24 protein-coding genes and 1 pseudogene are annotated in these 24,167 nt (G+C 68.4%); 10 read left to right on the top strand and 15 right to left on the bottom strand.

Features of this window, described 5'->3' with window-relative positions; translation table 11 throughout:
* Window position 1: 1 nt before the first annotated feature.
* Window positions 2-589, bottom strand: coding sequence for a phosphonate C-P lyase system protein PhnH (phnH, locus tag miv_RS24755; protein WP_207179473.1), 588 nt, complete (start codon window positions 587-589; stop codon window positions 2-4).
* A complete protein-coding gene (gene phnG, locus miv_RS24750; RefSeq protein WP_048429631.1) occupies window positions 589-1,002 on the bottom strand; it encodes a phosphonate C-P lyase system protein PhnG in 414 nt (137 codons plus the stop codon). Before phnG ends, phnH begins: the two co-directional genes overlap by 1 nt.
* A 160-nt stretch (window positions 1,003-1,162) precedes the next feature.
* On the opposite strand from phnG, the gene phnF reads away from it, so the two are divergent.
* Both phnF and miv_RS24740 read left to right on the top strand, forming a co-directional pair.
* A complete protein-coding gene (phnF, locus tag miv_RS24745; RefSeq protein WP_207179472.1) occupies window positions 1,163-1,912 on the top strand; it encodes a phosphonate metabolism transcriptional regulator PhnF in 750 nt (249 codons plus the stop codon).
* A 161-nt stretch (window positions 1,913-2,073) separates the two neighbouring features.
* On the top strand, window positions 2,074-2,304 hold the full coding sequence (locus tag miv_RS24740) for a hypothetical protein (RefSeq protein WP_207179471.1): 231 nt from the start codon (window positions 2,074-2,076) through the stop codon (window positions 2,302-2,304).
* 16 nt (window positions 2,305-2,320) lie between these two features.
* On the opposite strand, the gene miv_RS24735 is transcribed toward miv_RS24740, so the two are convergent.
* The 5 genes from miv_RS24735 to miv_RS24715 all read right to left on the bottom strand — a co-directional run bounded on the left by miv_RS24735 (window position 2,321) and on the right by miv_RS24715 (window position 7,006).
* Window positions 2,321-3,091, bottom strand: a complete 771-nt coding sequence (locus miv_RS24735) for an amino acid ABC transporter ATP-binding protein (protein WP_280529476.1) — start codon at window positions 3,089-3,091, stop codon at window positions 2,321-2,323.
* Window positions 3,092-3,132: 41 nt separating this feature from the next.
* Window positions 3,133-3,792, bottom strand: a complete 660-nt coding sequence (locus miv_RS24730; protein WP_048429634.1) for an amino acid ABC transporter permease — start codon at window positions 3,790-3,792, stop codon at window positions 3,133-3,135.
* A gap of 18 nt (window positions 3,793-3,810) precedes the next feature.
* Window positions 3,811-4,503, bottom strand: a complete 693-nt coding sequence (locus tag miv_RS24725; protein WP_207179470.1) for an aspartate/glutamate racemase family protein — start codon at window positions 4,501-4,503, stop codon at window positions 3,811-3,813.
* Between the two features lie 172 nt (window positions 4,504-4,675).
* Window positions 4,676-5,527 carry a transporter substrate-binding domain-containing protein gene (locus tag miv_RS24720; RefSeq protein WP_207179469.1) on the bottom strand — a complete coding sequence of 284 codons (852 nt, stop codon included), beginning with the start codon at window positions 5,525-5,527 and terminating at the stop codon, window positions 4,676-4,678.
* 246 nt (window positions 5,528-5,773) lie between these two features.
* Window positions 5,774-7,006, bottom strand: coding sequence for an ABC transporter substrate-binding protein (locus miv_RS24715; protein WP_207179468.1), 1,233 nt, complete (start codon window positions 7,004-7,006; stop codon window positions 5,774-5,776).
* Between the two features lie 300 nt (window positions 7,007-7,306).
* Here miv_RS24715 and miv_RS24710 point away from each other — a divergent pair, with 300 nt between their 5' ends.
* The 3 genes and pseudogenes from miv_RS24710 (at window position 7,307) to miv_RS24705 (ending at window position 8,794) form a co-directional block, all read left to right on the top strand.
* Window positions 7,307-7,651: a hypothetical protein gene (locus tag miv_RS24710; RefSeq protein WP_207179465.1), complete on the top strand. Its 345-nt coding sequence runs from the start codon at window positions 7,307-7,309 to the stop codon at window positions 7,649-7,651.
* 30 nt (window positions 7,652-7,681) lie between these two features.
* A pseudogene (locus miv_RS33935) lies at window positions 7,682-7,939 on the top strand (AlbA family DNA-binding domain-containing protein); the annotation flags it as partial.
* A gap of 96 nt (window positions 7,940-8,035) precedes the next feature.
* Window positions 8,036-8,794: a hypothetical protein gene (locus tag miv_RS24705; RefSeq protein WP_244748693.1), complete on the top strand. Its 759-nt coding sequence runs from the start codon at window positions 8,036-8,038 to the stop codon at window positions 8,792-8,794.
* A 210-nt stretch (window positions 8,795-9,004) separates the two neighbouring features.
* Here miv_RS24705 and ubiB read toward each other — a convergent pair whose 3' ends face one another.
* Together ubiB and ubiE are read right to left on the bottom strand one after the other, a co-directional pair.
* Complete coding sequence (gene ubiB / locus miv_RS24700; protein ID WP_048429638.1) at window positions 9,005-10,555, bottom strand: 2-polyprenylphenol 6-hydroxylase; 1,551 nt, start codon at window positions 10,553-10,555, stop codon at window positions 9,005-9,007.
* A 10-nt stretch (window positions 10,556-10,565) separates the two neighbouring features.
* Window positions 10,566-11,324, bottom strand: a complete 759-nt coding sequence (ubiE, locus tag miv_RS24695; protein WP_207179462.1) for a bifunctional demethylmenaquinone methyltransferase/2-methoxy-6-polyprenyl-1,4-benzoquinol methylase UbiE — start codon at window positions 11,322-11,324, stop codon at window positions 10,566-10,568.
* A 119-nt stretch (window positions 11,325-11,443) separates the two neighbouring features.
* On the opposite strand from ubiE, the gene mutM reads away from it, so the two are divergent.
* Both mutM and pip read left to right on the top strand, forming a co-directional pair.
* Window positions 11,444-12,334, top strand: coding sequence for a bifunctional DNA-formamidopyrimidine glycosylase/DNA-(apurinic or apyrimidinic site) lyase (mutM, locus tag miv_RS24690; protein WP_207179460.1), 891 nt, complete (start codon window positions 11,444-11,446; stop codon window positions 12,332-12,334).
* Window positions 12,335-12,351: 17 nt separating this feature from the next.
* Entirely contained in the window at window positions 12,352-13,311 is a 960-nt protein-coding gene (gene pip, locus miv_RS24685; protein WP_207179458.1) for a prolyl aminopeptidase, read from the top strand.
* A gap of 164 nt (window positions 13,312-13,475) precedes the next feature.
* Here pip and miv_RS24680 read toward each other — a convergent pair whose 3' ends face one another.
* The 6 genes from miv_RS24680 to miv_RS24655 form a co-directional block, all read right to left on the bottom strand.
* Window positions 13,476-14,339 (bottom strand): MurR/RpiR family transcriptional regulator, encoded by an 864-nt coding sequence (locus miv_RS24680; protein WP_048429642.1) that lies wholly within the window; start codon window positions 14,337-14,339, stop codon window positions 13,476-13,478.
* A 403-nt stretch (window positions 14,340-14,742) separates the two neighbouring features.
* Window positions 14,743-15,183, bottom strand: coding sequence for an RbsD/FucU family protein (locus tag miv_RS24675; RefSeq protein ID WP_060850068.1), 441 nt, complete (start codon window positions 15,181-15,183; stop codon window positions 14,743-14,745).
* Window positions 15,184-15,218: 35 nt separating this feature from the next.
* A complete protein-coding gene (locus tag miv_RS24670) occupies window positions 15,219-16,250 on the bottom strand; it encodes an ABC transporter permease (RefSeq protein WP_207179456.1) in 1,032 nt (343 codons plus the stop codon).
* Complete coding sequence (locus miv_RS24665) at window positions 16,250-17,245, bottom strand: ABC transporter permease (protein ID WP_048429645.1); 996 nt, start codon at window positions 17,243-17,245, stop codon at window positions 16,250-16,252. The genes miv_RS24670 and miv_RS24665 overlap by 1 nt, the downstream gene beginning before the upstream one ends.
* Window positions 17,238-18,719 carry a sugar ABC transporter ATP-binding protein gene (locus tag miv_RS24660; protein WP_244748692.1) on the bottom strand — a complete coding sequence of 494 codons (1,482 nt, stop codon included), beginning with the start codon at window positions 18,717-18,719 and terminating at the stop codon, window positions 17,238-17,240. Before miv_RS24660 ends, miv_RS24665 begins: the two co-directional genes overlap by 8 nt.
* 148 nt (window positions 18,720-18,867) lie before the next feature.
* A complete protein-coding gene (locus tag miv_RS24655; protein ID WP_207179454.1) occupies window positions 18,868-19,863 on the bottom strand; it encodes a substrate-binding domain-containing protein in 996 nt (331 codons plus the stop codon).
* 249 nt (window positions 19,864-20,112) lie between these two features.
* Here miv_RS24655 and miv_RS24650 point away from each other — a divergent pair, with 249 nt between their 5' ends.
* The 3 genes from miv_RS24650 (at window position 20,113) to miv_RS24640 (ending at window position 24,138) form a co-directional block, all read left to right on the top strand.
* A complete protein-coding gene (locus miv_RS24650; protein WP_207183622.1) occupies window positions 20,113-21,087 on the top strand; it encodes a sugar phosphate isomerase/epimerase family protein in 975 nt (324 codons plus the stop codon).
* Window positions 21,088-21,136: 49 nt separating this feature from the next.
* Window positions 21,137-22,207: a sugar ABC transporter substrate-binding protein gene (locus tag miv_RS24645; protein WP_207179452.1), complete on the top strand. Its 1,071-nt coding sequence runs from the start codon at window positions 21,137-21,139 to the stop codon at window positions 22,205-22,207.
* A 422-nt stretch (window positions 22,208-22,629) separates the two neighbouring features.
* Window positions 22,630-24,138, top strand: coding sequence for a sugar ABC transporter ATP-binding protein (locus miv_RS24640; protein ID WP_207179450.1), 1,509 nt, complete (start codon window positions 22,630-22,632; stop codon window positions 24,136-24,138).
* The last annotated feature ends 29 nt before the right edge of the window (window positions 24,139-24,167 follow it).

The raw sequence follows: 24,167 nt of genomic DNA, 5'->3' as shown, positions 1-24,167 counted from the left end.
GTCAGCCCTCCTGGACGCGGGTGGAGCGCGGCAGCGCGGCGAGGCGGCCGGGGGCCGCCAGGATCAGGTCGATCCCCTGCGGGAAGCCGGCATGGTTGCGGGCGAGCCGCGCGGGCATGTCCGCCGGCAGCGGCGCGGCCGAGAGGCGGGCGCTCTCGCGGATGCCCGGCCCGTCGAGATGCCAGCCCTCGTCGCCCGAGAGGGCGGAGACGGCGAGCACCAGGGTGGCGGAGCGGTCGGGATAGGCCGGCATGCCCTGCGCGAAGGCCGAAAAATCCGGGCAGGCGACGGCATCGGAGACGAGCGCGAAGGCGGCCTCGGCCGGATCGTCGGTAATGCGGGCGCCGGTATGGAAGCGCAGGAACGCGGACACTGCCGGGTTTTGCGCAAGGCCGGCATCGAGCCAGAGCGGTGCGTCGGCATCGGCGAGCGCCAGGGCGAGGGCCGCGAGTTCCGGCGTCAGCGGCGCCGGGGGCGTAAGGCCGGTGGCGAGGGCCTGGATCGTACCGGGACGCGCCAGCGCGTCCATGACGGAGCGGAAGACGCCCTGGGCGTCGTGGACGGGGTCGGTGAAGCCGCGGGCGAGCATCAATCCTCTCCTCGGGCCATGGTGAAGAAGTTCACCCGCGTCGCCGCGATCCGGCGCGCCTCCGCGGCGCGCTCCGCGGCACGGCGGGAGGCGACGGGCGCAAGGGCCGCCTCGACCGCCCCGCGCCGCGCCCGCACCTGCCACAGGGCGTCGAGGGTCGCGGCGAGCCGCGCCTTCGCCCGGTCGCGGCCGAGATGATAGGCGAAGCCGGTCTCGCCGCCGGGCAGGCGCACCGCCGCTCGGGTCACCGTCGCCTCGCCGAGGTTGAACGGGCGCCCGTCGCCGCCGATGCGGCCGCGGGTCATCACCAGGCCGGTCTCGGGCGGGCGCAGATCCTCGGGATCGTCGGCCGCACCGAGGGCCGCCAGGGCGTCGCGCAGCTCCTCCGCGCGGGCCTCGCCGCAGAGCGCCATCACGGCACGGCGCGCGGCGAGATCGGGCGTTTCGCCGGAAGGTGGGGTATGGTCGGGCATCGGGATTGCCTGCTGGCTTCCACGCTGGCGAGCGGCCTCGCTGTTGTCTAATGATATAGACAACCGACAATCGGGGAGCAAATGAAACTTGGATGACGGTATGAGCGCGGGCGGCGACGGCACCGTGACGGTGCTGGCGCGCGGTGAGGGGTTGGCGGCCTGGCGCCAGATCGCGGACGGCCTCTCCGCCGACATCGAGGCCGGGCGCCTCGCGGCGGGTGCGCAGCTGCCGACGGAAGCCGCGCTCGCGGCGCGATTCGGGGTCAACCGGCACACCGTGCGCCGGGCGCTGGCGGCGCTCGCCGAGCGCGGGCTCGTGCGGGCGACGCAGGGGCGCGGCACCTTCGTCGAGACGCCGCGCCTCGCCTACCCGATCGGCCGGCGCACCCGCTTCTCGGAGATCGTCAGCCAGGCCGGCCGCGAGGCCTGGGGCGATCTTCTGTCGGCTGAGAGCGTGCCGGCCGATCCGGCCACCGCGGAGGCGCTCGGCATCGCCGCCGGGGACCCGATGCTCGAATTGCTGACGATCCATCGGGCCGACGGCACGCCGCTCTCGACCGCCCGCACCTGCCTGCCGCTGCCGCGCTTCGCGGAATTCGCTCAGGCCTACGCGGCGCTCGGCTCGCTCACCCGGGCCTATGCGGAATTCGGCATCGCCGACTACACCCGCCTGTCGACCCGCATCACCGCCCGCCCGGCCGCGGCCGACGAAGCGGCCCGCCTCGACCTCGCGCCCGGGAGGGTCCTGATCGTGCTGTCGAGCGTCAACGTCGACGCAATGGGCGTGCCGATCCAGGCGACCCGCAGCCTGTTCGCGGCGGACCGGGTGGAGCTGGTGGTGGAGGGGTAGGGGCGGTCACTCCCGTCTCCCCGCGGAATGCGGCGACCGGCAACGGCGCGGACGGTCTCCTCTCCTCGCGGGCGGGAAGAAGGGATGTCCCGCGCCCCGCTTTCCACCGAACTTCCTGGCCCCGCGGCAGTTACCCCGGCGCCTCGCGCCGGAGTTCCCCGATGCCCACCCGCCCGATCTGCGCCGCCCTGTTCCTCGTCGCCGGCCTCCTGCCGCTCACGCCCGCGCAAGCCGGGCCGGCCCAGGACTACCAGTACCAGCGCCGCCAGCTCGGCCGGGGCCAGGTCTGCCGGCCGCCGCTGAAATTCGCGGCCGGCGCCTGCGTGCGGCGCTGCCCGGCGGGCTACCAGGACATGGGCGGCTATTGCCGGCTGCGCAACATGCAGCGCTGACCGCGACGCGGCGGCGTCACACCGCCGCCTTGTGGAAATGGCTGAGGAAGGCCTTCGTCGCGGCCTGCTGCGGATCCTCGATGACCTGCCGGGCCGGCCCTTCCTCGACCACGAAGCCGTCGCGCATGAACACGCAGGTATCGGCGACGTCGCGCGCGAAGGCGATCTCGTGCGTGACGAGCACCATCGTCATGCCCTCCGATGCCAGCTGGCGGACGACGTTCAGCACCTCCCCGACGAGCTCGGGATCGAGCGCCGAGGTCGCCTCGTCGAACAGCATCACCTCCGGCTTCATCGCCAGCGCCCGCGCGATGGCGACCCGCTGCTTCTGCCCGCCGGAGAGCCGGTCGGGATAGGCGTCGGCCTTCTCGCGCAGGCCGACCTTGTCGAGGAGCCCGACGGCGAGGTCCCGGGCCTCGTCCCGCCCCTGGCCGAGCACCGTGACCGGCCCCTCCATGACGTTCCGAACGACCGACATGTGGGGAAACAGGTTGAAGTTCTGAAACACCATGCCGACCGTCGAGCGGAAGGCGGCGAGGTCCCGGTCCCGCGGCATCCTGTGATCGCTGCCGAAGCGCATCGCGTGCGACCCGATGCGGATCGTGCCCTCGCACGGGATGGTGAGGAGGTTCAGGCAGCGCAGCAGGGTCGACTTGCCCGAACCGCTCGGTCCGATGAGCGAGAGCACCCCGCCCTTCGGCACGCTCAGGGAGATGTCCTTGAGCACCGGCACGGGGCCGAACGACTTCCTGACGTGCTCGACCGCGATCATCGTCGTCTCCGGCATGGCCCGCACCGCTTCCGTCGTCATGGGGTCCCTCCTCGTGCTCACCGGGCGAGCCTGCGCTCGAGGCCGTGGGCGAGGGTCGTGAGCGGGAACAGGATGATGAAGTAGATGATCGCGATCATCGTGTAGACTTCGAGGGGCTTGTACGTCGCCGAGGTGATGAGCTGTCCCTGGTAGAGCAGATCGGGAACGGCGAGCACGGACAGGAGCGAGGTGTTCTTCAGCTGGAGGACGACCTGGTTGACGAGGGGCGGGATCATCCGCTTGAGCGCCTGGGGCAGGACGACGCGCCGCATCAGCGCCGCCCGGCGCATGCCGAGGGCCCGCCCGGCATCCCACTGGCCGGTGTCGATCGAGGCGATGCCGCCGCGGATGATCTCGGCGAAGAACGACGCGCCGTAGAGCGTCAGGGCGATGAACGCCGCCGTCGCGGGCTTGAGCTCGACGCCGATCACGATCGGGAGGGCGTAGTAGATCCAGACCAGCTGCACGAGCACGGGCGTGCATCGGAAGATCTCGATGAAGGCCAGGAGCGGGATGGTCACCACCCTGGCGTTGGCCAGGCGCGCGACGGCGATCAGGCCGCCGACGACGAAGCCGGCGATCGCCGTGACGATGGTGAACCCGATCGTGTAGAGGGCGCCGATCGCGATCAGCCCCTTGTATTGCAGCAGGAACGAAAAGTCCCACTCGTAATTCATCGTCTGCTCCGGTCCGCTCTACTGGTATCTTGTCTGCGTGAGGCCCGAGTGAAACCAGCGGCCCAGGGTGACGACGTCGAAGACGGGAACGCCGAACGCGTCGGCGACGGCGCGCGAGAACGGCGGAAGGTTGGTGCATTCCATCACGACGGCGCCGATGTCGCCCCGCGCGATCAGGGCGCCCGCGGCCTCCAGGACGTCGCGGGCGAGGGCGGCCGCGTCGTAGGCCGCCTCCCGCTCGATCAGGCCGCGCAGCGCCCCGTTCGCCGGCAGGCCGACGACCGGCGTGGCGGGATCGGCCCCCACCTCGACGAAATGGGCCGGCGTGAGCGCGTCGGCGTCGTAGGTCACGACCCCGGCCCGCTTGCCGCCGGGCAGGCAGCGATCGATCAGCGGAAGCTGCATCAGGCTCGACGTCGCGAGCGGCAGCGACATCCGGGCGGCGAGCGCGCGCTGCCGCGCCGCGAGGAACCCGCACGACGTGATGACGCCGACGGCGCCGCGGGCCCGCAGCGCCTCTCCCGCCGCCACGAAGGCATCCGCCAGGTCGGCGTCCTGCCCTCCGACGACCCGCCGCGCGGTGGCGCCGCGCACGACCTCGAACAGGACCGGGAAGGGCCAGCTCGCCGGGTGCCCGACATCGCCGGGGGGGCGCTCGAACCGGGTGTCGAGCATGATGATGCCCAACGGCGGGGCGTGGTCAGGGGGCATGGCGCGAGACGGGGACGATGGGTCGAAGGCGCGGTCCGGGCGGAGCGTCCCGGGCCGCGGCGACGGGCACCCGCGTCATACGGGTTCCGCATCGCTCGAGGGCGGGGAGCCTGCGGCTCCACCGCGCGGGCTTATGATCCAGTTTCCGGACGTCGTCTTCCGGAAAACCGGGTCAGAACGTGATCTCGGCCGGGATGTCGCCGGCCTTGACCCCGACCAGCTCCAGGCTGGAGGTGATCCAGCCCTTCATCGCGCCGAGGCCGCGATTGTACTCGAGCCAGTTGTCGACGAAGGTCCGGAACCGGGGATCCGGATCGGCCCGCACGCCGGCGCAGGTCGGCTGCGCGCTCGCCGGCGTCGGCACGATGATCTTGCCGACCTTGGGGTTCTTCTTCACCGTCACCAGCGACAGCATCGCGACCTGGATGACGCAGTCGGCACGGTTGGACTGCACGGACAGCATGGCGTCGTCCGGGGTCTTCAGCGCGAGCAGCGTGGCGTTGGGGATGATGCGCCGGGCGAACAGGTCGTGGGTCGAGCCGATGTCGACGGCGACTCTGACCTCGGGCTTGTTGAGGTCGGCCCAGGTCTTGGGCTCGAAGCCCGGCTTGGCGATGATGGTGAAGGTGTTCAGCATGATCGGCCGGGTGAACTCGACCGTGAGGGCGCGCGAGGGCGTCGGCGACAGGCCGAACATGATGTCGATCTTGTTCGCCTGGAGGTCGAGCACCGCGTTGCCCCAGGTGGTCTCGGCGATCTCGAGCTCGGCATCCATCGACTTGGCGAGGTCCTGCGCCATGCTCACGCAGAAGCCGGACCACTCGCCGGACGCGATGTCCTTCTTGTAGTACGGCTCGGTCCCGACGATGCCGGCGATGCGCAGCTTCTTGGTCCGCCGGATGCGCTGGAACGTGTTCTCGGCCGCGGGCCCCGTCTGGGCCTGGGCAGTACCGATCGGGGAGAGGGCGGCCGCCGCCAGCGTGCCGGCGCCGAGAAGCGATGCGATGTCCCTGCGTGATACCATGACGGGCCCTCTCCGTGTTAGCTTGGCGGTTCTTAAGCCCTTAGGCCGCATGGCGGGAGTCTTGTCGATAGGCGCGCCGACGCCACCATGCCTGGATTGCGGGCAGGACGGACCGGGGCGGAGCCCGGACGGCGCCACGGCCCGGGTCGGGACATGGGGTCGGGTCGGGACATGGGGTCGGACAAGATCCCGGACGAGCGGAGCCGCGACGGGCGGGTCCCGCCCCGCCCGCCGAGACGGAGGAGCCTACTTCGCCGCCGCCTTCACCAGCGGGCAGCCGCCCTCGGCGAGCGGCCGGAAGGCCTCGTCGCCCGGCACCGTGGCGACGAGCTTGTAGAGGTCCCATTCCCCGGTCGATTCCTTCGGGGTCTTCACCTGCATCAGGTACATGTCGTGGACCATGCGGCCGTCCTCGCGGATCTTGCCGTTCGTCGCGAACATGTCGTTGACCGGCATCTCGCGCATCTTGGCGATCACGGTCTTGGCGTCGTCGGTGCCGGCGGCCTGCACCGCCTTCAGGTAGTGCAGCACCGAGGAATAGACGCCGGCCTGGTGCATCGTCGGCATCAGCCCGGCTTTTTCCTTGAAGCGAGTCGCGAAGGCGCGGGTCTCCGGCGTGCGGTCCCAGTAGAAGGCGGTGGTGAGGAGCAGGTTCTGCGCCACCTCGATCCCGAGGCTGTGCACGTCGTCGATGTTGATGAGGAGCGCCAGCAGGGTCTGGCCGCCCTGGACGAGGCCGAATTCGTGCGCCTGCTTGATCGCGTTGACGGTGTCGCCGCCGGCATTGGCGAAGGCGACGACCTTCGCGCCCGAGGCCTGCGCCTGGAGCAGGAACGACGAGAAATCGGCGGTGGCGAAGGGCGCGCGCACCGTCGAGACCACCTTGCCGCCGGACCGCTTCACCTCCGCGATGGCGTCGCGCTCCAGCGCGTGGCCGAAGGCGTAGTCGGCGGTGACGAAGGCCCAGGTGTCGAGACCCTTCTTCACCGCGGCATTCCCGGAGACGTGGGAGAGCGCGTAGGTGTCGTAGGTCCACTGGATGCCGGTGGGCGAGCATTGCGGGCCGGTGAGGTCCGAGGTGCCGCCGCCCGAGACGATCAGCAGCTTGCCCTTCTCCTTGGCGACCTGCTGCACGGCGAGCGCCACCGAGGAGGTCGGCACGTCGAGGATCACGTCGACCCCGTCGCGGTCGTACCAGGCCCGGGCGATGTTGGAGCCGACATCCGGCTTGTTCTGGTGGTCGGCGAAGACGACCTCGATCGGCTTGCCGTCGAGGCTGCCGCCAAAGTCCTTCACCGCCATCTCGGCGGCGATCACCGAGCCGCGGCCGGTGGAATCGGCGTAGACGCTCGACATGTCGTTGAGGACCGCGAGCTTGACCTTGCCGTCGGAGAGGCGCGGCTCGGCGGCGCGGGTGGGGGCGGTGAGCGCATAGAGGGCGGCCGCGGCGAGCAACGTGGCGCGGAGGGGGGTGAGCATGGGCGTTCTCCCGGGCGCGTCCGCCTCTCAGCGAGCGGATCGTGGCGCCGTGGGGGCCATCAGAGAGTGTCGGAAGGCAGGGCGCAAGCCTGAAGAAGCGGCCGCCATCCATACGCAAAGGCATTCAGGCGAACTGATTCAACTGCCAGATCGGAGACTGCTGAGTACCGAGAGAGGGCATGCCGCACATTCTCCCGAACTTCGAATTTTTTGTTTTGATTCTGTGGAAGAATTTACTGCGGGGGTTGCACTTGCAAAGGAAGGACAGTCCAATTCGCGATACGCAAAGAGAGAAAATTTATGAAACAGCGCACACGGAATCTTACAGATGATGAAATTGCTCTTGCAAAGGCTATGCTAAGCCGCGGCATGAAAAACGACGCGGTACATTTTTATTTTAATCGCGCAGATCGACTCATAAGCTCTGGGAGAATCGCACAAATTAGAAAAGGAAAGTATGGAGCCTCTGTGGAAGCGGCTCCGGCTTCTGTTCTGGACACTTTCCTGGAGCGTTGGGCTGCAGAACGGCAAGCAGCCTCCTCATCAGAGGATGGGTCTCCAACCAGCACGCTGAAGCTGCGCGGATTATTCCATAATGAACACGGCACCTCGATTGTCAAAACTGGAGAAACAGAAAAAATATAATGCAAACTCTCGTATCATTTAAACGGCGATTTGCTTCGAACAATCGCGGGATTTGCCAATAACAATGGCGGATACTTGTTGTTTGGAGTACACCCCGCAACAAATGCTGTTGAGGGCATGAAAAGTGATCATTTCGCCAAAACTGACCCGGCAAAGATTAACCGAGCGTTATCAACCGCGTTCGACCCCGTCCCAATTATTTCTAAATCGATAATATCCTTAGACGAAAAAATAATAGGCGTAATACATGTCTCTAAGCACGAGTATCCTCCCGTAATTGCTCTAAAAAATATAGACGACACTGTACGCGAGGGTTCGATATACTATCGATATGTAGCTGAAACTCTACCAATCAAACCCGGCGAGCTACGCCAGATAATCGCCATGCGGGAACGCAGAGCTATTGCTGAATTTGCGGACCGAATGGGACGTGTTGCCGAAGGAAGAGACGCGACTCTCAACCTTGCAACAGGGGAAGTTACCGGGTCAACAGGGGGATTTTTGATTGATAAAGAATTATTACCAAAAATACAATTCATCAGAGAGGGCGATTTTAGCCAGAAAAGAGGAGCGCCTGCGTTAAAACTTATCGGCGAGGTCGAGCCTGTAGATATCAAAGAAAAAGAAAATGCACGAATTATTCGCGATGCAGTCACCCCTGATGCAATTATTAGAAATTTCTTGCTAGAACAGCCTGTCGTTGATCCGATGCAGTACATCTTAGCACATGCGCACTGTCAACGGCGGTGGCTGCCTGTCTGGTACTACGTTGTCAACACTGAAATTGATCCAGATGAGATAGCAGATCAGCTTAGAAAAATCACTCCAACAAATCCTGTCAATAGAGATATAACAGTAAGGCGCCTGCTCAAGAAAGAAAACGCATATAGAGCCGCCGCCGGAAAGTCGCGGCGATTATGCGATTCATTAATGAAAGGCGAAACCCCTGAGATTGATAATATTAGTAATTGCATACCATTCGCAAATGCGATTACTGGCCTCAAAGATCTTCCACCTAATGGCGCTTTATTGAGATCTCTATTGCTTAAATGTCTTGATATGACCAGTGCAAAAACTCCAGCAATGAGTGTGATCTACAGAGCCGCTTGCCGCCTAGACGAATTGCTGCATATAAAAAATTAGATCAAATCTGCAGCATGACGCGCCGTGCGCGACATCAAATATAAATCAAAAATCGTATCATCTTGCCAACCCGGGGAATTATAAAAATACACAACATTATCTCGACATGATATTGTATCGACGCTTCTTGCACAGCATAGGTAGCGTCCTATCTGCGCCTCATAATGAATCCGCAGATAGGACGCTTCTAGCCCGGAAGAGGCGAAACCTTCACCGCAACGCGATCGCCAGCAACGACCCGGCGATCGCCCAGAGCGCCAGGGTCGACCACACCATCCGCTTGGTCTCGATGCGGATGCGGCGCTCCACGCGGGTCACCTCGCGCAGGCCCTCCTCGTCGAGGCGCACCAGCACCCGCTTCACCCGCTGGGCGAGGTCCGGCACGTCGGCGACCACGTCGGCGAGCGTCAGCACCGCGCGGCGGGCCTGGTCGGCGCGGCCGATCGGGCCGAGGTTGCGGGTGAGCCAGGCGCGCACCACCGGCTCGGCGGTGGTCCACATGTCGAGGCGCGGATCGAGCGAGCGGGCGACGCCCTCGACCACCACCATGGTCTTCTGGAGCATCACCAGTTCGGTGCGGGTGCTCATGTCGAAGAGCGCCGTGACGTCGAAGAGCAGCGTCAGGACCTTGGCCATCGAGATCTCGTCGGCCCGGCGCTGGTGGATCGGCTCGCCGATCGCCCGGATCGCCTGCGCGAAATCGTCGACGGAATGGTGCGAGGGGACGTAGCCGGCCTCGAAATGCACCTCCGCCACCCGGCGGTAGTCGCGCAGGATGAAGCCGAGCAGGATCTCCGCCAGGAACCGGCGCTCCTTGAGCCCGAGCCGGCCCATGATGCCGAAATCGACCGCGACCAGCCGCCCGGCCGGATCGACGAACAGGTTGCCGGGATGCATGTCGGCATGGAAGAAGCCGTCCCGGATCGCGTGGCGCAGGAAGGACTGGATCACCGTCCGGCCGAGGGCCGCCACGTCGTGGCCGGCCTCGACGATCGCCGCGCGGTCGTTGAGGCGGATGCCGTCGATCCACTCGCTCGCCAGCACGTCGCGCCCGGTCAGCTCCCAGACCGGCTGCGGCACCCGGAATTCGGGATCGTCCTTGATGTTCTCGGCGAGTTCCGAGAGGGCGGCGGCTTCGAGCCGCAGGTCCATCTCCATGGCGACGGAGCGGGCCAGCGTCTCCACCACCTCGCGCGGGCGCAGGCGCTCGGCCTCGGGGCGCAGGGCCTCGACCACCCGGGCCATGAACCGCATCGCCTGGATGTCGCGGGCGAAGCGCTCGCGCACGCCCGGCCGCATGATCTTGACCGCGACGACCCGCTCGGTGCCGTCGGCCTCGCGCAGGTGCGCCTTGTGGACCTGCGCGATCGAGGCGGCGGCGATCGGCGCGCTGAACGCCGTGAACAGCTCCGAGACCGGCTTGCCGAGGGTCGATTCGAGGATGCCGACCGCGATCTCCTGCGGGAAGGGCGGCACCCGGTCCTGCAGGCGCTCCAGGTCGCGGGCCGCCGCCATGCCGACGATGTCGGGGCGCGTCGCCAGGAACTGGCCGAACTTGACGTAGGACGGCCCGAGGCGGGTCAGCGCCGCGGGCAGGCGGCCGGCGCCGAGGCCCGGGCGCTCCAGCTTGCGGCCGAGCCGCAGGACGAGGCGCAGATGCGGCGGCAGGGCGGCTTCGTCGACGAAGGAGAGACCGCCCTCGCGGGCCATCACCCAGCCGACATGGATGCCCCGCGCGAGATGGGCGACGACGCTCAGCACGATTGATGCCTCACGCGAGCTTCCACCCGGAATGGATGGCGCAGATGCCCCCCGAGAGCGGCCGGTGGGTGACGTGGCCGAAGCCCGCCTCCTCGATCATCCGCGAGAAGGTGCCGGGCGTGGGGAAGCGGCGGATCGACTCGACGAGGTACTGGTAGGATTCCTTGTCGCCGGCCACCATCGCGCCGATGCGCGGGATGACCTTGAACGAATAGGCCTCGTAGATCTTGTCGAGGCCCGGCACGTCGACATGGGAGAATTCGAGGCACAGGAAGCGCCCGCCGACCTTGAGCGCCCGGTGGGCCTCCGCCAGGGCCAGCTCGATCCGCGGCACGTTCCGGATGCCGAAGGCGATGGTGTAGGCGTCGAAGGTGTTTTCGGGCAGCGGCAGCGACTCGGCGTTGCCGGCCACGAAATCGATGCGCGAGCCGTACCGGTGGCCGGCCCGCTCGCGGCCGACCCCGAGCATCGCCTCGTTGATGTCGAGCACCGTCACCTTGGTGTCGGGCCCGCCGGCCTCCAGCGTGCGGAACGCGATGTCGCCGGTGCCGCCGGCCACATCCAGCAGCCGGAACGGCCGGGTGCGCGAGGGCCGCAAGCTCGACACGAAGGCGCTCTTCCAGGCCCGGTGCAGGCCGCCCGACATCAGGTCGTTCATCAGGTCGTAGCGCTTGGCCACCGAGCGGAAGACCTCGTTGACGCGGTCCTGCTTCTCCGCGAGCCTGACGCGCTCGAAGCCGAAATCGGTGCTGGTCTCGTCGCCGGCCATGCCTTCAGGTCCCCTGTCGTGGCGGCCTGCATAGCGAAGCCGCGGGGAAAGCACCATCTGGCCCTGCATGTTCGCCGGGTGCGCTTCGTCGCGCCCACCCCTTTCTGCACGGACGAGCGATGCCCGAACTGCCCGAAGTCGAGACCGTGCGCCGCGGCCTGGAGCCGGCGATGGTCGGCGCCCGCTTCATCGACGTGGTACTGAACCGGCCAAACCTCCGCTTTCCCTTCCCGGCCCGTTTCGCCGCCCGGGTGAAGGGACAGACGGTCACGGCCCTGTCGCGGCGCGCCAAGTACCTCGTCGCCGAGCTGTCCTCCGGCGAGGCCCTGATCATGCATCTCGGCATGAGCGGGCGGTTCGACGTGCACTTGCCCGACGGGCGTTCGGTCTCGCCCGGCGATTTCTATCTCGAAGGCGCACAAGGGCAGTCGAAGCACGACCACGTCGATTTCCGTCTCTCGAACGGGGCGCGGGTCGTCTACAACGACGCCCGGCGCTTCGGCTTCATGGACCTGGTGCCGTCCGCCGATCTCGCCACCTGCCGCCACTTCGCCGGCATGGGCATCGAGCCGCTCGGCAACGCACTCTCGGGCGAGACGATCGCGCGGCTCTTTGCCGGCAAGCGCACGCCGCTCAAGGCCGCGCTTCTCGACCAGCGGCTGATCGCGGGCTTAGGCAACATCTATGTCTGCGAGGCCCTGCACCGGGCGCGTCTCCACCCGGAGGCCCCGGCCGGGTCGCTCGCCGATGCCGCCGGCCGCCCGACCGCGAAGGCCAAGCGCCTCGCCACCGTGATCCGCGACGTGCTGACCGAGGCGGTGGCGGCGGGCGGCTCGACCTTGCGCGACTACGTCCATACCGACGGCAGCCAGGGCGCCTTCCAGCACGCCTTCCGGGTCTACGACCGGGAGGGGCTGGCCTGCACGGCGAAGGGCTGCCGCGGGGTGGTGCGGCGGCTGGTGCAGTCGGGACGCTCGACATTCTTCTGCGAGACCTGTCAGCCGGGCTGAGGTCGGGGGATCGTCGCATGTCCGACCTCCTCGACCACGGCCTCCTTCCCGCCGCGGACGGCGCCCGGATCTACTGGGAGATGTCGGGCCGGCCGGACGGCCTCCCGGCGCTCTTTCTGCACGGCGGGCCTGGCAGCGGCCTCGGGCGCGGCGGCTACCGCCGGCACTTCGACGGCACGCGCTACCGCCTCGTCGGGATCGACCAGCGCGGCTGCGGCCGCAGCCGGCCGCTCGCGACCGCGGACCTCGCCGGCCTCCCCACCAACACCACGAGCGCGCTCATCGCCGATATCGAGGCGGTGAGGGCGCATCTCGGCATCGAGCGCTGGCTGGTCTCGGGCGTCTCGTGGGGCACCACCCTGGCGCTGGCCTACGCGCAACGCCATCCCGAGCGGGTGACGGCGCTCGTGCTGGCCGCCGTCACCACCACCAGCCGGGAGGAGGTGGCCTGGATCACCGAGGACGTCGGCCGCGTCTTCCCCGAAGCTTGGCAGGCCTTCGCGGCGGCCTCAGGCCGGCGCGGGGACGAGCGCATCGTCGAGGCCTATGCGCGGCGCCTCGCGGGCGACGACGCGGACGATCGCCGCCGCGCCGCCCGCGACTGGATCGCCTGGGAAACGACCAACATCTCCCTCGACGGACCGTCGCCCGGACGGCCCGACGACCCGGACCGGGATGCGGTATTCGCGACGCTGGTGACCCATTACTGGGCGAATGACGGCTTCCTGCGCGGCCCGGACGCGATCCTGGCGCGGATGGACCGCCTGCGAGAGATCCCCGGCATCCTGATCCACGGCCGCCGCGACATCAGTGGGCCGGCGGTCACGGCATGGCGGCTGCACCGGCTCTGGCTGGGGAGCCGGCTTCATATCGTCGAGGAGGAGGGGCATGGCGGCCCCGAGATGAACGCGCGGATGCGGGCGGCGACGGATGCGCTGGCGGATCGGCGCGCTTCGTCGGCAAGATATGGGCCTTGAGCGTCGGACGACCCGCTCGGAGCTTCGCCTCGTCCCAGAATTTGGCAGGAGCCGGATCGTCCTGCCGAACGATCCGGCAGGTTCGGCGGTCGGTCCGGGCCCGAGCCTGCCGCGGACCTTCCGCAGGTCGGTTGTCGCCTACGAACGGGCCGCGACGGCACCGCTCACCCGCGGCGCTTGTCCCGCACCGCCTCCTTGGTGCGGACGAGAGCCGCTTCCGCCGATTTCACGTCGCGCTGCGCCACCAGGACGAAGATGGCGTCGAGGATGTTGAGCTGGGCGATGCGCGCCGCGGCGTTCTCGCCGAGAAGCGGCGAGCCGCGGGCGGTCGAGCACAGGACGACGTCGGCGGCCTCGGCCAGCGGCGAGTGCGAGTAGTTGGTGATCGCGATGGTGCGGGCGCCGCGCCGCCGGGCGATCTGGAGCGCCTCCAGCGTCACCAGGGTGGCGCCCGAATGCGAGAAGCCGATCGCCACGTCGCGGGTACCCAGCAGCGCGGCCGACATCGCCATCATGTGGGCGTCGTCGTAGACCGAGGCGTGGATGCCGATGCGCAGGAACTTGTGGGCGACGTCGCGGGCGATCTGGGCCGAGCCGCCGACACCGTAGAGGTCGCGCTGGCGGGCATCGGCGATGAAGTCGGCCGCGCGCTCGAAGGCGGCGACGTCGGCGATGGCGAGTGTCTCCTCCAGCGCCTGGATCGAGGCCCGAAAAACCTTGCTGACGATCTCGGCGCCGGAATCGTCGGGCGAGAGCTCGTCGTGCATCTCGACGTCCGAGACGCGGACGTAGTCGGCGACGTTCTGGCGGAAGTCGCGGTAGCCGGAGAAGCCGAGCTTCTTGGCGATCTTGACCACCATCGCCTCCGAGACCCCGGCGGTCTCGGCCACGTCCTTGAGGGCGGTCTCGGTGCTGAAATCGCGCCGGCCGAACACGCTGTCGACCACCTTCGCCTCGAGCGGCGTCAGGTTCGGCCGCATCATGCGGATCCGCGGTCCGACCGACTTCGGATCCATCACCTCGTTCATCGGGTCCGTCTCCTTGCCGGATGCACTGCTTTAATACCCTCGCGCCTCGGCATCGATGCCCATTCGGTCTGGCCTCGCGCCGTCGAACGGACCCGTTCAAAGGCGCAGCGGAATCACGGCCTGCTCGCCTTGAACCGAAACCTTTGTCCCACTCTAGACCTCATCCTGAGGTGTTAGTCCATCAAGGATGGACTGACCTCGAAGGAGACCTCCAGATGGCGATGAGATTCCTGGAGCCCTCCTTCGAGGTCAGTCGATCACAGATCGACCAACGCCTCAGGATGAGGTTGTGCACGGGAAGGAAAAGTATTGCGCGACATGGATTGTCTCCCTCAAACGGGCTCCCACATCTCAGGATGAGGGTGCGAGTGAAAGAGAGCGTTTGCTGCGATCAGACGCTCCCTCAGACGACACCCTTGCGCAGGATGAAGCAGCCATACGGGCCGGGATCGGAGGTGCGCACCACCGCGAAGGCCTGGCGGGCGGCGGCGTAGAAGTCGAACCGCTCCAGCGCCTCGACGAGGACCGGGCGGCCCTCGGCGCGGTCGGCGACCTCTTGCATCCGCTCGTGGGCGGGCATCAGCCGGTCCGGGTCGCCGACCACCTTCATCCGCTTCACGGGCGCCGGCACGAAGGTGTCGAGCGGCATCACCGACAGGATCGCCTCCGCGGCCCGCGGCAGGTCGCAGCCGGCCATGTCGATGACGCGGCCGTGGACGGTGTGGCGGGCGATGCTGGCGGCGGGATGGTTGACGTCGCAGATCAGGAGATCGTCGCCGTGCCCCATCGCCATCAGCATGCCGAGCATCTCGGCCGACAAGGCCCGGTCCAGTCCCTTGAGCATCTTCGTCCCCTCGAATGGTACGGAGGCGCGCCGCGTCAGGCCTGCGGCGGCGCGGGGCGCAGCACCGGCGCGCGCAGGCCGGCCAGCAGCGGACGGAGCTGGTCGCGCACCGCCGCGATCAGGCTGACCGAGAGCAGGATCCCGCCCCAGACCGCCAGCGTCAGGAACTGGCTGAAATCGAGGAGGACGCAGGCCGTCGAGATCAGCTGAAGCACGACCAATGCCAGGACCAGCCCGCCGACCCGGCCGAAACCGCCGGTCGGCGAGATGCCGCCGAGCACGCAGGCGAGGATCGTGACCAGGAGGTAGCTCTCGCCGTAGGCCGCGTTGGCGGAGTTGAAGCGCGCCATCATGACGAACCCGGCGGTCGCCGCGACGAGCGAGGTCAGGACGTAGATGCGCAGCAGCGCCGCCCGCGTGTCGATGCCGGAGAAGCGCACCGCCTGCTGGTTCGAGCCCATCAGGGTGAGCACGACGCCGAACGGGGTGCGAGTGAGCAGGATGCCGAGGGCGAGCGCGACGAGGCCGAACAGCAGGAGCGGCGTCGGGACGCCGAGCACCGAGCCGCTGCCGAGAAACAGGATGGCGGGCGGGAAGTCGGAGACGACGCTGCCGCGGGTGAGCCCGATCGCCAGGCCCTTGACCAGCGTCATGGTCCCGAGGGTCGCCAGGATCGGCGAGACGCGCAGGTAGCCGATCAGGGTGCCGTTGAGGAGACCGACCAGGGCCGCCGCCGCGAGCCCGGCGACGAGCGCCCCCGCCTCGTAGGCGAGCAGGAGGGCGCCGCCCGCGCCGTCGGGGGCGGCCTTCAGCACCGCGGCCGCCGCGAGCGCGGCGAGGTTCGCGGTCGCGATGATCGAGAGGTCGAGGCCGCCGGAGAGGAGCGTCACCATCATGGCGAGGGACAGGAGGCCGAGCTCGGGGAGCTGGTAGGCCATCGAGCGCAGACCCGCCGGGGCGAAGAGCCGGTCGCCGACGAGCGGCGCGACGGCGAGGCACAGCACGGCGAGGAGGGCGAGGAGCCGCAGATTGGTGCGGCCGACGGTCCGCAGGAGGATGTCCGGCATCAGGCAAGCCCCGGGGAATCGTGCCAGCGGCGGCGGGCGCGGGCCGCCATGCCGGCGACGGCGGCGACGATGACGAGGCCCGTGAAGAAGTCGGTCCAGTAGGACGACACGCCCAGCAGCGCGAGGCCGTTCTTCATGATGACGACGAGGGCGAGGCCGAGGATCGCGCCCAGGACCGAGCCGTGGCCGCCGTCGAGGCTCGCCCCGCCGAGCACGGCGGCGGCGACGACCTCGAGCTCGCGCCCGACCAGCGCGGTCGGCGACACCGACTGGGTGTACTGGGCCTGGACCAGGGAGGCGAGGCCGGCGACGAGGCCCATATAGCCGTAGACCAGGAGATTGAGGCGGGTGGTGCCGAAGCCGACGCGCCGGGCCGCCTCCGGGTTGCCGCCGAGCGCGAAGACCTGCCGGCCGAAATGGGTCCGGTTGAGCAGGAACCAGGCGCTCGCGAAGGCGAGGACCAGCGCCCAGATCTGCAGGCTGATCGCGTAGACGTTGCCCTTGGCGTCGGTGGTGACGAAGAGGTCGACCCCGTCCCCGAACCAGGCCGGCAGGGTGAAGATGTCCTGGCCCCGGGTCACGGTGAGCAGGATGCCGTAGATCACGCTCTGCGTGGCGATGGTGACGATGATGCTGGCGATGCCGAGCGTGCTCACCAGGACGCCGTTGAGGAGGCCGAGGCCGAGCCCGATGCCCCCCGCGATGGCGACGATCTCGCCCCAGCCGGCCCCGGTCGCGTTGGCGACGGTGAGCGCCGCGTATTGCGCCACCGAGGCGACGGCCGCGAACGAGATGTCGATGCCGCCGGCGATCAGGACGATCAGGAGCCCCGAGACCAGGATGCCGTTGAACGCCGTCGCGTTCATCATCTCCAGGATGTTCTGGACGCTCAGGAAGTTCGGCCTGAGCGCGGTCAGCACCACCACCATGCCGAGGACGACGAGCCCGAGCCAGAGTTCCTGCGGCGCGCGCCCGCCGCGCGATGCGTTACGCATGAACCATCCTCCTCAAGTCGGGCTCGGCGACGTGGTGCGCCATGACCTCGCCGGTCAGCCGCCCCTCCCGCATCACCAGGATGCGGTCGCAATGGTAGAGGACCTCCGGGATCTCGTCGGAGATCATGATGACGGCGAGCCCCTGCGCCGCGAGCTCCTTCACGAGCGCGTAGATCCCGTCCTTGCCGTGCAGGTCGACGCCGACCGTCGGGCTGTCGAGGATCAGCACGCGGGGCTTGGTGGCGAGCCACTTGGCGATCACCACCCGCTGCTGGTTGCCGCCCGAGAGCGTCCTCACCGGATCGTCCGGGGTGCCGATCTTGATCGCGAGGTCGCGGATCCAGTCGCGGATCAGGCCGGCCTCGCGGCGCCGCCGCAGGAGGCCGAGGCGGTCCTTGAGGGTGTCGAGCACCGTCACCGTGACGTTGGCGCCGATCGACTGCTCGAGGACGAGCGACAAGGACAGCCGGTCCTCCGGCACGTAGGCGATGCCGCGCGCGATGGCGTCGCGGTTGGAGCGAAACGTCACCGCCTCGCCGTCGATCCGGATGGTGCCGGCATCCGGCGCGTTCATGCCGAAGAGCGAGAGCGCCAGCTCGGTCCGGCCGGCGCCGAGGAGGCCGGTCAGGCCGAGGATCTCGCCGGGATAGAGCGCGAAGCCGACATCCTGGTACTCGCCCGCCTTGGACAGGCCCTCGACGGCCAGCACCGGACGCTCGCGCGCGACCGCGCGGTCCCTGGTCTCGTAGGTGAAGGATTGGCCGGACATCAGCACGGCGAGGCGCTGCTCGGTCATGTCCTTGGCGTCGTAGGTGCCGAGCTTCACGCCGTCGCGGATCACCGTGACCCGCTCGGCGATCTCCAGCACCTCGTCGAAGCGGTGGCTGACGAACAGCACGCTGATGTCGCGGCGCTTCAGTTCGAGGGTCAGCGCCAGCAGCGCATCGACCTCGTGGCGGGTGAGCGAGGCGGTCGGCTCGTCCATGATCACGAGCTTGGCATCCGCGGCGATCGCCCGGCAGATCGCCACGAGCTGGCGGTTGGCGATCGACAGGTGCGATACGCGCTCGTCGAGATCGAGCGCGACGCCGATGCGCCGCATCGCCGCCTCGGCGACCTTGCGCATCCTCTTGCGCTTCACCAGCCCGGTCAGGCCGCGATGCTGCGCGATGGCGATGTTCTCGGCGACCGTGAGGTTCGGGAAGAGCGACAGGTCCTGGTAGATCACCTGCACGCCGAGCGCACTGCTCTCGACCGGCGTGAGCCGGGCGTGCTCGCGCCCCTCGACCGTGATGCGGGCGCCGGGATCGGGGTCCTGCACGCCCGAGATGATCTTGATCATCGTGGACTTGCCCGAGCCGTTACCGCCGACGAGGCAGTGGATCTCGCCGCGCGCCAGGTCGAAGTCGAGGTTCGACAGGGCCTGGACCCCGCCGAAGCGCTTCGACACGCCCCGCATTTCCAGGAACATCATGGTCCGTCCCTACTCGCAGGGCTGGTCGGAGGTCGAGAAGAGGCGCTGGCGATCTCCTCTCCCCGCGGGCGGGGAGAGGAGAACACCCGCGCCTTGTCCGCGCCGGCTCGAGCCGCATCCGGGAGCGGGCCGAGCCGAAACGCGCGGCTCAGAGGCCCTGCTTCACCAGATCACCGACGGTCGTCTTGTTGATCGTGAGCACGCGGTCGACCTGGATCACCCGGTTCGCCTCGTCGACCGTGGCCGGCCCCAGCGTCGGGATCTCCGTGCCGGTCTTGATCGGCGTGCCGTCGAGCACCATCCGGGCGATGGCGACCATGCCGTAGCCGGCATCCTTGGGGTTCCACAGGAAGCCCTCGCGGATCGCGCCGCTCATCAGCAGGGCCTGCGCCTGGGCGGGGATCAGGGTGCCGACGACGGCGACCTTCTCCAGGCGGCGCTGCTTGATCACGTTGCCGGCGCCGATCGGGCCGTTCGAGCCCATCGACATGATGCCGCGCACGTCCGGGTAGGTCTGCAGCACCTGCTGGGTCACGCGGGAGGATTCGTCGATGAGGTCGGCGCCGGGGAAGCGGTCGGCGACCATCCGCATCTTGGGGTAGTGCGCCTTCTGGTAGGCGATGGCGGCATCGGCCCAGGCGTTGTGGCCCGGGGTCGTCAGCGTGCCGACATAGACGACGTAGTCGCCCTCCTCGCCCATCTCGCGGGCGAGCGCCTTCATCTGCATCTCGCCGTAGTTCTTGGCGCTGATCAGCTCGAGGTCCCAGGTCTTGCCGTCCTGGTTCTCGCCCTCCTGCGTGATGACGATGATGCCGGCGTCGCGGGCGCGCTTCACCGCCTGGGCGGTCACCTTCACGTCGAGGGGCACGAGGCCGATCACGTCGACCTTCTTGGCGATCAGGTCGTCGATGAGCTTGACCTGCTGGGCCGGGTCGACCTGGGCCGGACCGACCATCGTCGTCTGGATGTCGAACTGCTTGCCGGCCGCCTCGAGACCCTGGTTGAGGATGTTGAACCAGGGGACGCTGGCGGCCTTCACCACCGTCGCCATCGTCTTGGGCGCGGCCGCGAAGGCGCGGGTGGCGTGAAGCGGCCCCGCGACCGCCAGGCCGCCGAGGATCTTGAGAGTGGTGCGTCGATCCATGATGCGTTCCCCGACCCCATCGCGAGCGGCGACGCCGGCCCGCTTTATTTACTGCAACACAGGTATGCGTGAAGCGTGGGGCGTGTCAAGCACCGGCCGATCACCGTCCGGGGCCCTCGTTTGCTGCATCGCACCATGACGGCCGGGACGGGAGGTGGGCCCGATCCGGCGATTTCTTACTTTACAAATTTACTCTGATCCGTGATGTTTCGGTGAGACACAGGAGACCCGCCGGTGACATCCGCCCCCGTGCGCTTCGCGACGCGCCTGAATTCGTTCGCCTCGCAGCCCGACGCCTTCTGGCCCAAGGGCCACGGCAAGCCGAGCCCGCTGGAGATGGCGGCCCGCGCCGCGACGGCCCGCGGCCTCACCGACGTCGACCTGAACTTCCCCGATCACCTCGGGACCGACCCGCGGGCGACCGGCCACGCGATCCGCGACCTGGGCCTGACCGTGAACGGCCTGGCGATGCGGTACTACTCGAACCCCGCCTTCAAGATCGGCGCCTTCACCAACCCCGATCCGGCGGTGCGGCGCGAGGCGATCGACCTGACGAAGCGCGGCATCGACGCGGCCCGCGAGGCCGGCTGCAACCTGATGACCCTGTGGCTCGGCCAGGACGGCTTCGACTACGCCTTCCAGGCCGATTACGCGAAGCTCTGGGCCGACGAGATCGACGGCATCCGCGAGGTCGCGCTGCACGACCCCGAGTGCCTGATCAGCATCGAGTACAAGCCGAACGAGCCGCGCTCCTACAGCCTGCTGCCCGACTGCGCCACGACCCTGCTGGCGCTGAAGGAGATCGACCTGCCGAATCTCGGCGTCACGCTCGACTTCGCGCATGTCCTCTACGCCGACGAGCAGCCGGCCTTCGTGGCGGCGCTGATCGGCCGGCACAGCCGCATCCTCGGCCTGCACCTCAACGACGGCTACGCCAAGCGCGACGACGGGCTGATGGTCGGCGCGGTCCACCCGGTCCAGACGATCGAGCTCCTGCGGCAGGTCCGCAAGGACGGATTCCACGGGCCGATCTACTTCGACACCTTCCCGGACCTGACCGGCCTCGACCCGGTGGCCGAGTGCGAGGCCAACATCGCCACGGTCACGGCGATGCTCGGCGTCGTCGACAAGCTCGAGGGCGACAACGAGCTGAGCGCGGCCGTCGCCCGCCAGGACGCCGTCGCGAGCCAGAACCTCGTCCGCAAGGCGATGCTCGGCCGCTAAGGCCGGCCCGTCCCCGGTCGCGTCCATCAAGAACACGAGGAGGAACGCCATGAAGTCATTGCTATTGTCCGGGTTCATGCTGCTCGCCGCCACCGTCGCGCTCGCCTCGAGCGCCGCGCAGGCGCAGGACCTGAAGCCGCTGAACCCGGACACCGAGACGGACCGGATCGACTGGAGCCAGCTCGGCACCAAGCTCGGCCCGATGCCCAAGCCCGCGGCCGGCACCCGCGCCGGGGCGGTGTCGAAGACCCTGACCAACGAGTATTGGCGTCTCCTCGGCGAGGGCTACCAGTCGCTGGGCAAGAGGCTCGGCGTGAAGGTCGCCTACCAGGCGGCCCAGAACGAGGGCGACCAGGTCGGCCAGCTCTCGATCGCCGAGACGATGATCGCGCAGGGCGTCAACGTGCTGCTGGTCTCGCCGCAGACCAACGCCAACCTCGAGCCGATTCTCGGCGAGGCCAAGCAGGCCGGCATCCCGGTCGTCAACGTGAACGACGCGGTGATCCCGCTGGCGCCGCACTACGTCGGCAACGTGCAGCGCGACAACGGCGTGCGCGTCGCCCGCTGGTTCATCGCCAACCGCCCGGACGGCGGCAAGCTCGCGGTCATCGAGGGCCAGGCCGGCGTCTACGCGGCGACCCAGCGCACCGCCGGCTTCAAGGCGACCATCGCGGCCGACGGCGGCAAGTTCAAGGTCGTGGCGAGCGTGCCGGGCAACTGGGACCGCCAGCTCTCCTACGACGCCGCCACCACCCTGCTGCAGCAGCACCCGGACCTCGTCGGCTTCTACTGCAACAACGACACGATGGCGCTCGGCGTCGTCGAGGCGGTGAAGAACGCCGGCCTTCTGGGCAAGGTCGCGGTGTTCGGCACCGACGGCATCACCGATGCCCACGCGTCGATTCGCGCCGGCGAGCTCACCGGCACCGTCGACAGCTTCCCGGTGCTGACCGGCGAGGTCGCCATGGAGGCGGCCCTGCGCATCCTCGCCAAGGAGCCGGTCCCGCGGGTCGTCGCGACCCCGCAGGCCCTGATCACCAAGGACAACATCGAGCGCTACAAGGGCAAGGGCGCCGACCTGCGGGCGGTGCTCGAAGAGGACGTCCGGTCGGGGAAGTAGTCGAGGGCCCGGCCCACCGACCGATGGGTTCGCCCTCAGGAGGGCCGATCGAACAGACCGGGAGCCGGTGTGACCGATCGCATATTCTTCGTGCGATACGGTCCATCCCGACCCCAACCTCATCCTGAGGTGCGACCATCGGGAGCCTCGAAGGAGGGCTCCAGGGATCGCACAGGTTTCTGGAGCCCTCCTTCGAGGTTAGTCGATCCTCAATCGACTAACACCTCAGGATGAAGTTGGGGGCGGGATATCTCACGTTAGATTTCAGTTTTGAGAAGATCAATCCGCTCGAGCAGGCCCCTAGGATGAGGCCGAGATCGGGAGATCCTGGCAGCTTCGGTCGAACAGGCTCTCCGACCGTCCGACGCCCAATAAAACAGTCCCGCCCGGCCTCCGCCATCCCTCCAACCCCCGGTCACCCCATGGCATCCGACGCCCCCTTGCGCCTCCACATCCAGGGCCTCACCAAGCGCTTCCCGGGCGTGGTCGCGCTCGGCGAGATGTCGCTGCGCGTGCGACCGGGGGAGGTCCACGCGCTGCTCGGCGAGAACGGCGCCGGCAAGTCGACCCTGATGCGGACGCTGTCGGGCGTGCTCAGGCCCGACGAGGGCACCATCGCGGTGGACGGGGAGGAGCTGATCCTGCGCTCGCCCCTCGCGGCCCGCCGCGCCGGCATCGCGATGATCCACCAGGAGCTGCAGCAGGTCCCCGAGCTGACCGTGGCGCAGAACATGTTCCTGGGCCGTGCCTTGCGGCGGGGCGGGCTCTTCGTCGACCGCGCCCGGCAGGAGGCGCTGGCGGCCGAGGCCCTGGCGCCGCTCGATTCCGCGATCCGCCCGGACGCGCCGATCCGCAGCCTCCGGGTGGCGCAGCGCCAGATCGTCGAGATCGCCCGCGCGCTCCTCGACAACGCGCGCATCATCGCCATGGACGAGCCGACCTCGAGCCTGACGCCGAGCGAGTTCGAGCGCCTGGCCGCCGTCATTGCCGGCCTCGCCGCCCGGGGCGTCTCGATCATCTACGTCTCGCACAAGATGGACGAGGTGTTCCGGATCTGCAGCCGCGCGACGATCATGCGCGACGGGCGCTTCGTCGCCGATCTCGACCTCGCCGGCACCACCGAGAGTGCCGTCGTCGCCCAGATGGTCGGCCGCGAGCTCGCGGTGGCGCAGCACCGCTCGTCGGTGCAACCCGAGACGGTTTTGTCGGTCCGCGGCCTGACCGCCGGGACGCGGGTGGTCGATGCGAGCTTCGACCTGCGGCGCGGCGAGGTTTTGGGGATCGCCGGGCTGATCGGCGCCGGCCGCACCGAATTGCTCCGCCTCGTCGCCGGCGCCGATCCGCGCAGCAGCGGCACCATTACGGTCAACGGCCGGCCGCTCGTACGAAGCGGCACCCGGGCGGCGATCGCCGCCGGCATCGGGCTCGTCCCCGAGGAGCGCAAGCGCGACGGCATCGTGCCCCAGCGCTCGATGGTCGCCAACGTGGCGCTGCCGTCGATGCCCCGGTTCGCGCCCCGCGGCATCGTCCGCGGGCGCAGGCTCCGGGCCGAGGCCGCGCGCCTCCTCGCCGAAGTGAACCTGCGGCCGATGCAGATCGACCGGCCGATCCGCCTGTTCAGCGGCGGCAACCAGCAGAAGGGCATCATCGCCCGCTGGATCGCCGCCGGCACCCAGATCCTGCTCTTCGACGAGCCGACCCGCGGCATCGACATCGGCGCCAAGGCGGAGATCTACGGGCTGATCGAGCGGCTCGCCGCCGAGGGCAAGTCGGTCATCGTCGTGTCCTCGGAGCTGCCCGAATTGCTGCGCCTCTCCGACCGGGTGCTCGTCATGCGCCAGGGCCGGATCGCCGCCGAGCTCCCGCGCGAGGCGCTGAGCGAGCAGGCCATCGTCGCCCACGCGGTTCCCCAATCCGGCCGCGCCGCCTGACTCTTTCGAACCTCCCCTTTGCGCCGTCG

The organism is Methylobacterium indicum, assembly GCF_017347565.1.
Taxonomy (GTDB): domain Bacteria; phylum Pseudomonadota; class Alphaproteobacteria; order Rhizobiales; family Beijerinckiaceae; genus Methylobacterium; species Methylobacterium indicum.
This window is presented reverse-complemented; position numbering and strand designations above follow the sequence as displayed.

What these genes read in the sequence shown, in the direction of transcription:
- miv_RS24720 (WP_207179469.1), bottom strand. Translation starts at nt 5,527, where the DNA reads ATGGTATCACGCAGGGACATCGCATCGCTTCTCGGCGCCGGCACGCTG.
- ubiE (WP_207179462.1), bottom strand. Translation starts at nt 11,324, where the DNA reads ATGGCCGGCGACGAGACCAGCACCGATTTCGGCTTCGAGCGCGTCAGG.
- miv_RS24660 (WP_244748692.1), bottom strand. Translation starts at nt 18,719, where the DNA reads ATGATGTTCCTGGAAATGCGGGGCGTGTCGAAGCGCTTCGGCGGGGTC.
- miv_RS24725 (WP_207179470.1), bottom strand. Translation starts at nt 4,503, where the DNA reads ATGCCCCCTGACCACGCCCCGCCGTTGGGCATCATCATGCTCGACACC.
- miv_RS24715 (WP_207179468.1), bottom strand. Translation starts at nt 7,006, where the DNA reads ATGCTCACCCCCCTCCGCGCCACGTTGCTCGCCGCGGCCGCCCTCTAT.
- miv_RS24675 (WP_060850068.1), bottom strand. Translation starts at nt 15,183, where the DNA reads ATGCTCAAGGGACTGGACCGGGCCTTGTCGGCCGAGATGCTCGGCATG.
- miv_RS24705 (WP_244748693.1), top strand. Translation starts at nt 8,036, where the DNA reads ATGCGGGAACGCAGAGCTATTGCTGAATTTGCGGACCGAATGGGACGT.
- miv_RS24665 (WP_048429645.1), bottom strand. Translation starts at nt 17,245, where the DNA reads ATGCGTAACGCATCGCGCGGCGGGCGCGCGCCGCAGGAACTCTGGCTC.
- phnG (WP_048429631.1), bottom strand. Translation starts at nt 1,002, where the DNA reads ATGGCGCTCTGCGGCGAGGCCCGCGCGGAGGAGCTGCGCGACGCCCTG.
- phnH (WP_207179473.1), bottom strand. Translation starts at nt 589, where the DNA reads ATGCTCGCCCGCGGCTTCACCGACCCCGTCCACGACGCCCAGGGCGTC.
- miv_RS24670 (WP_207179456.1), bottom strand. Translation starts at nt 16,250, where the DNA reads ATGCCGGACATCCTCCTGCGGACCGTCGGCCGCACCAATCTGCGGCTC.
- mutM (WP_207179460.1), top strand. Translation starts at nt 11,444, where the DNA reads ATGCCCGAACTGCCCGAAGTCGAGACCGTGCGCCGCGGCCTGGAGCCG.
- miv_RS24655 (WP_207179454.1), bottom strand. Translation starts at nt 19,863, where the DNA reads ATGGATCGACGCACCACTCTCAAGATCCTCGGCGGCCTGGCGGTCGCG.
- phnF (WP_207179472.1), top strand. Translation starts at nt 1,163, where the DNA reads ATGAGCGCGGGCGGCGACGGCACCGTGACGGTGCTGGCGCGCGGTGAG.
- miv_RS24680 (WP_048429642.1), bottom strand. Translation starts at nt 14,339, where the DNA reads ATGAACGAGGTGATGGATCCGAAGTCGGTCGGACCGCGGATCCGCATG.
- miv_RS24735 (WP_280529476.1), bottom strand. Translation starts at nt 3,091, where the DNA reads ATGCCGGAGACGACGATGATCGCGGTCGAGCACGTCAGGAAGTCGTTC.
- miv_RS24730 (WP_048429634.1), bottom strand. Translation starts at nt 3,792, where the DNA reads ATGAATTACGAGTGGGACTTTTCGTTCCTGCTGCAATACAAGGGGCTG.
- miv_RS24710 (WP_207179465.1), top strand. Translation starts at nt 7,307, where the DNA reads ATGAAACAGCGCACACGGAATCTTACAGATGATGAAATTGCTCTTGCA.
- miv_RS24640 (WP_207179450.1), top strand. Translation starts at nt 22,630, where the DNA reads ATGGCATCCGACGCCCCCTTGCGCCTCCACATCCAGGGCCTCACCAAG.
- pip (WP_207179458.1), top strand. Translation starts at nt 12,352, where the DNA reads ATGTCCGACCTCCTCGACCACGGCCTCCTTCCCGCCGCGGACGGCGCC.
- miv_RS24740 (WP_207179471.1), top strand. Translation starts at nt 2,074, where the DNA reads ATGCCCACCCGCCCGATCTGCGCCGCCCTGTTCCTCGTCGCCGGCCTC.
- miv_RS24645 (WP_207179452.1), top strand. Translation starts at nt 21,137, where the DNA reads ATGAAGTCATTGCTATTGTCCGGGTTCATGCTGCTCGCCGCCACCGTC.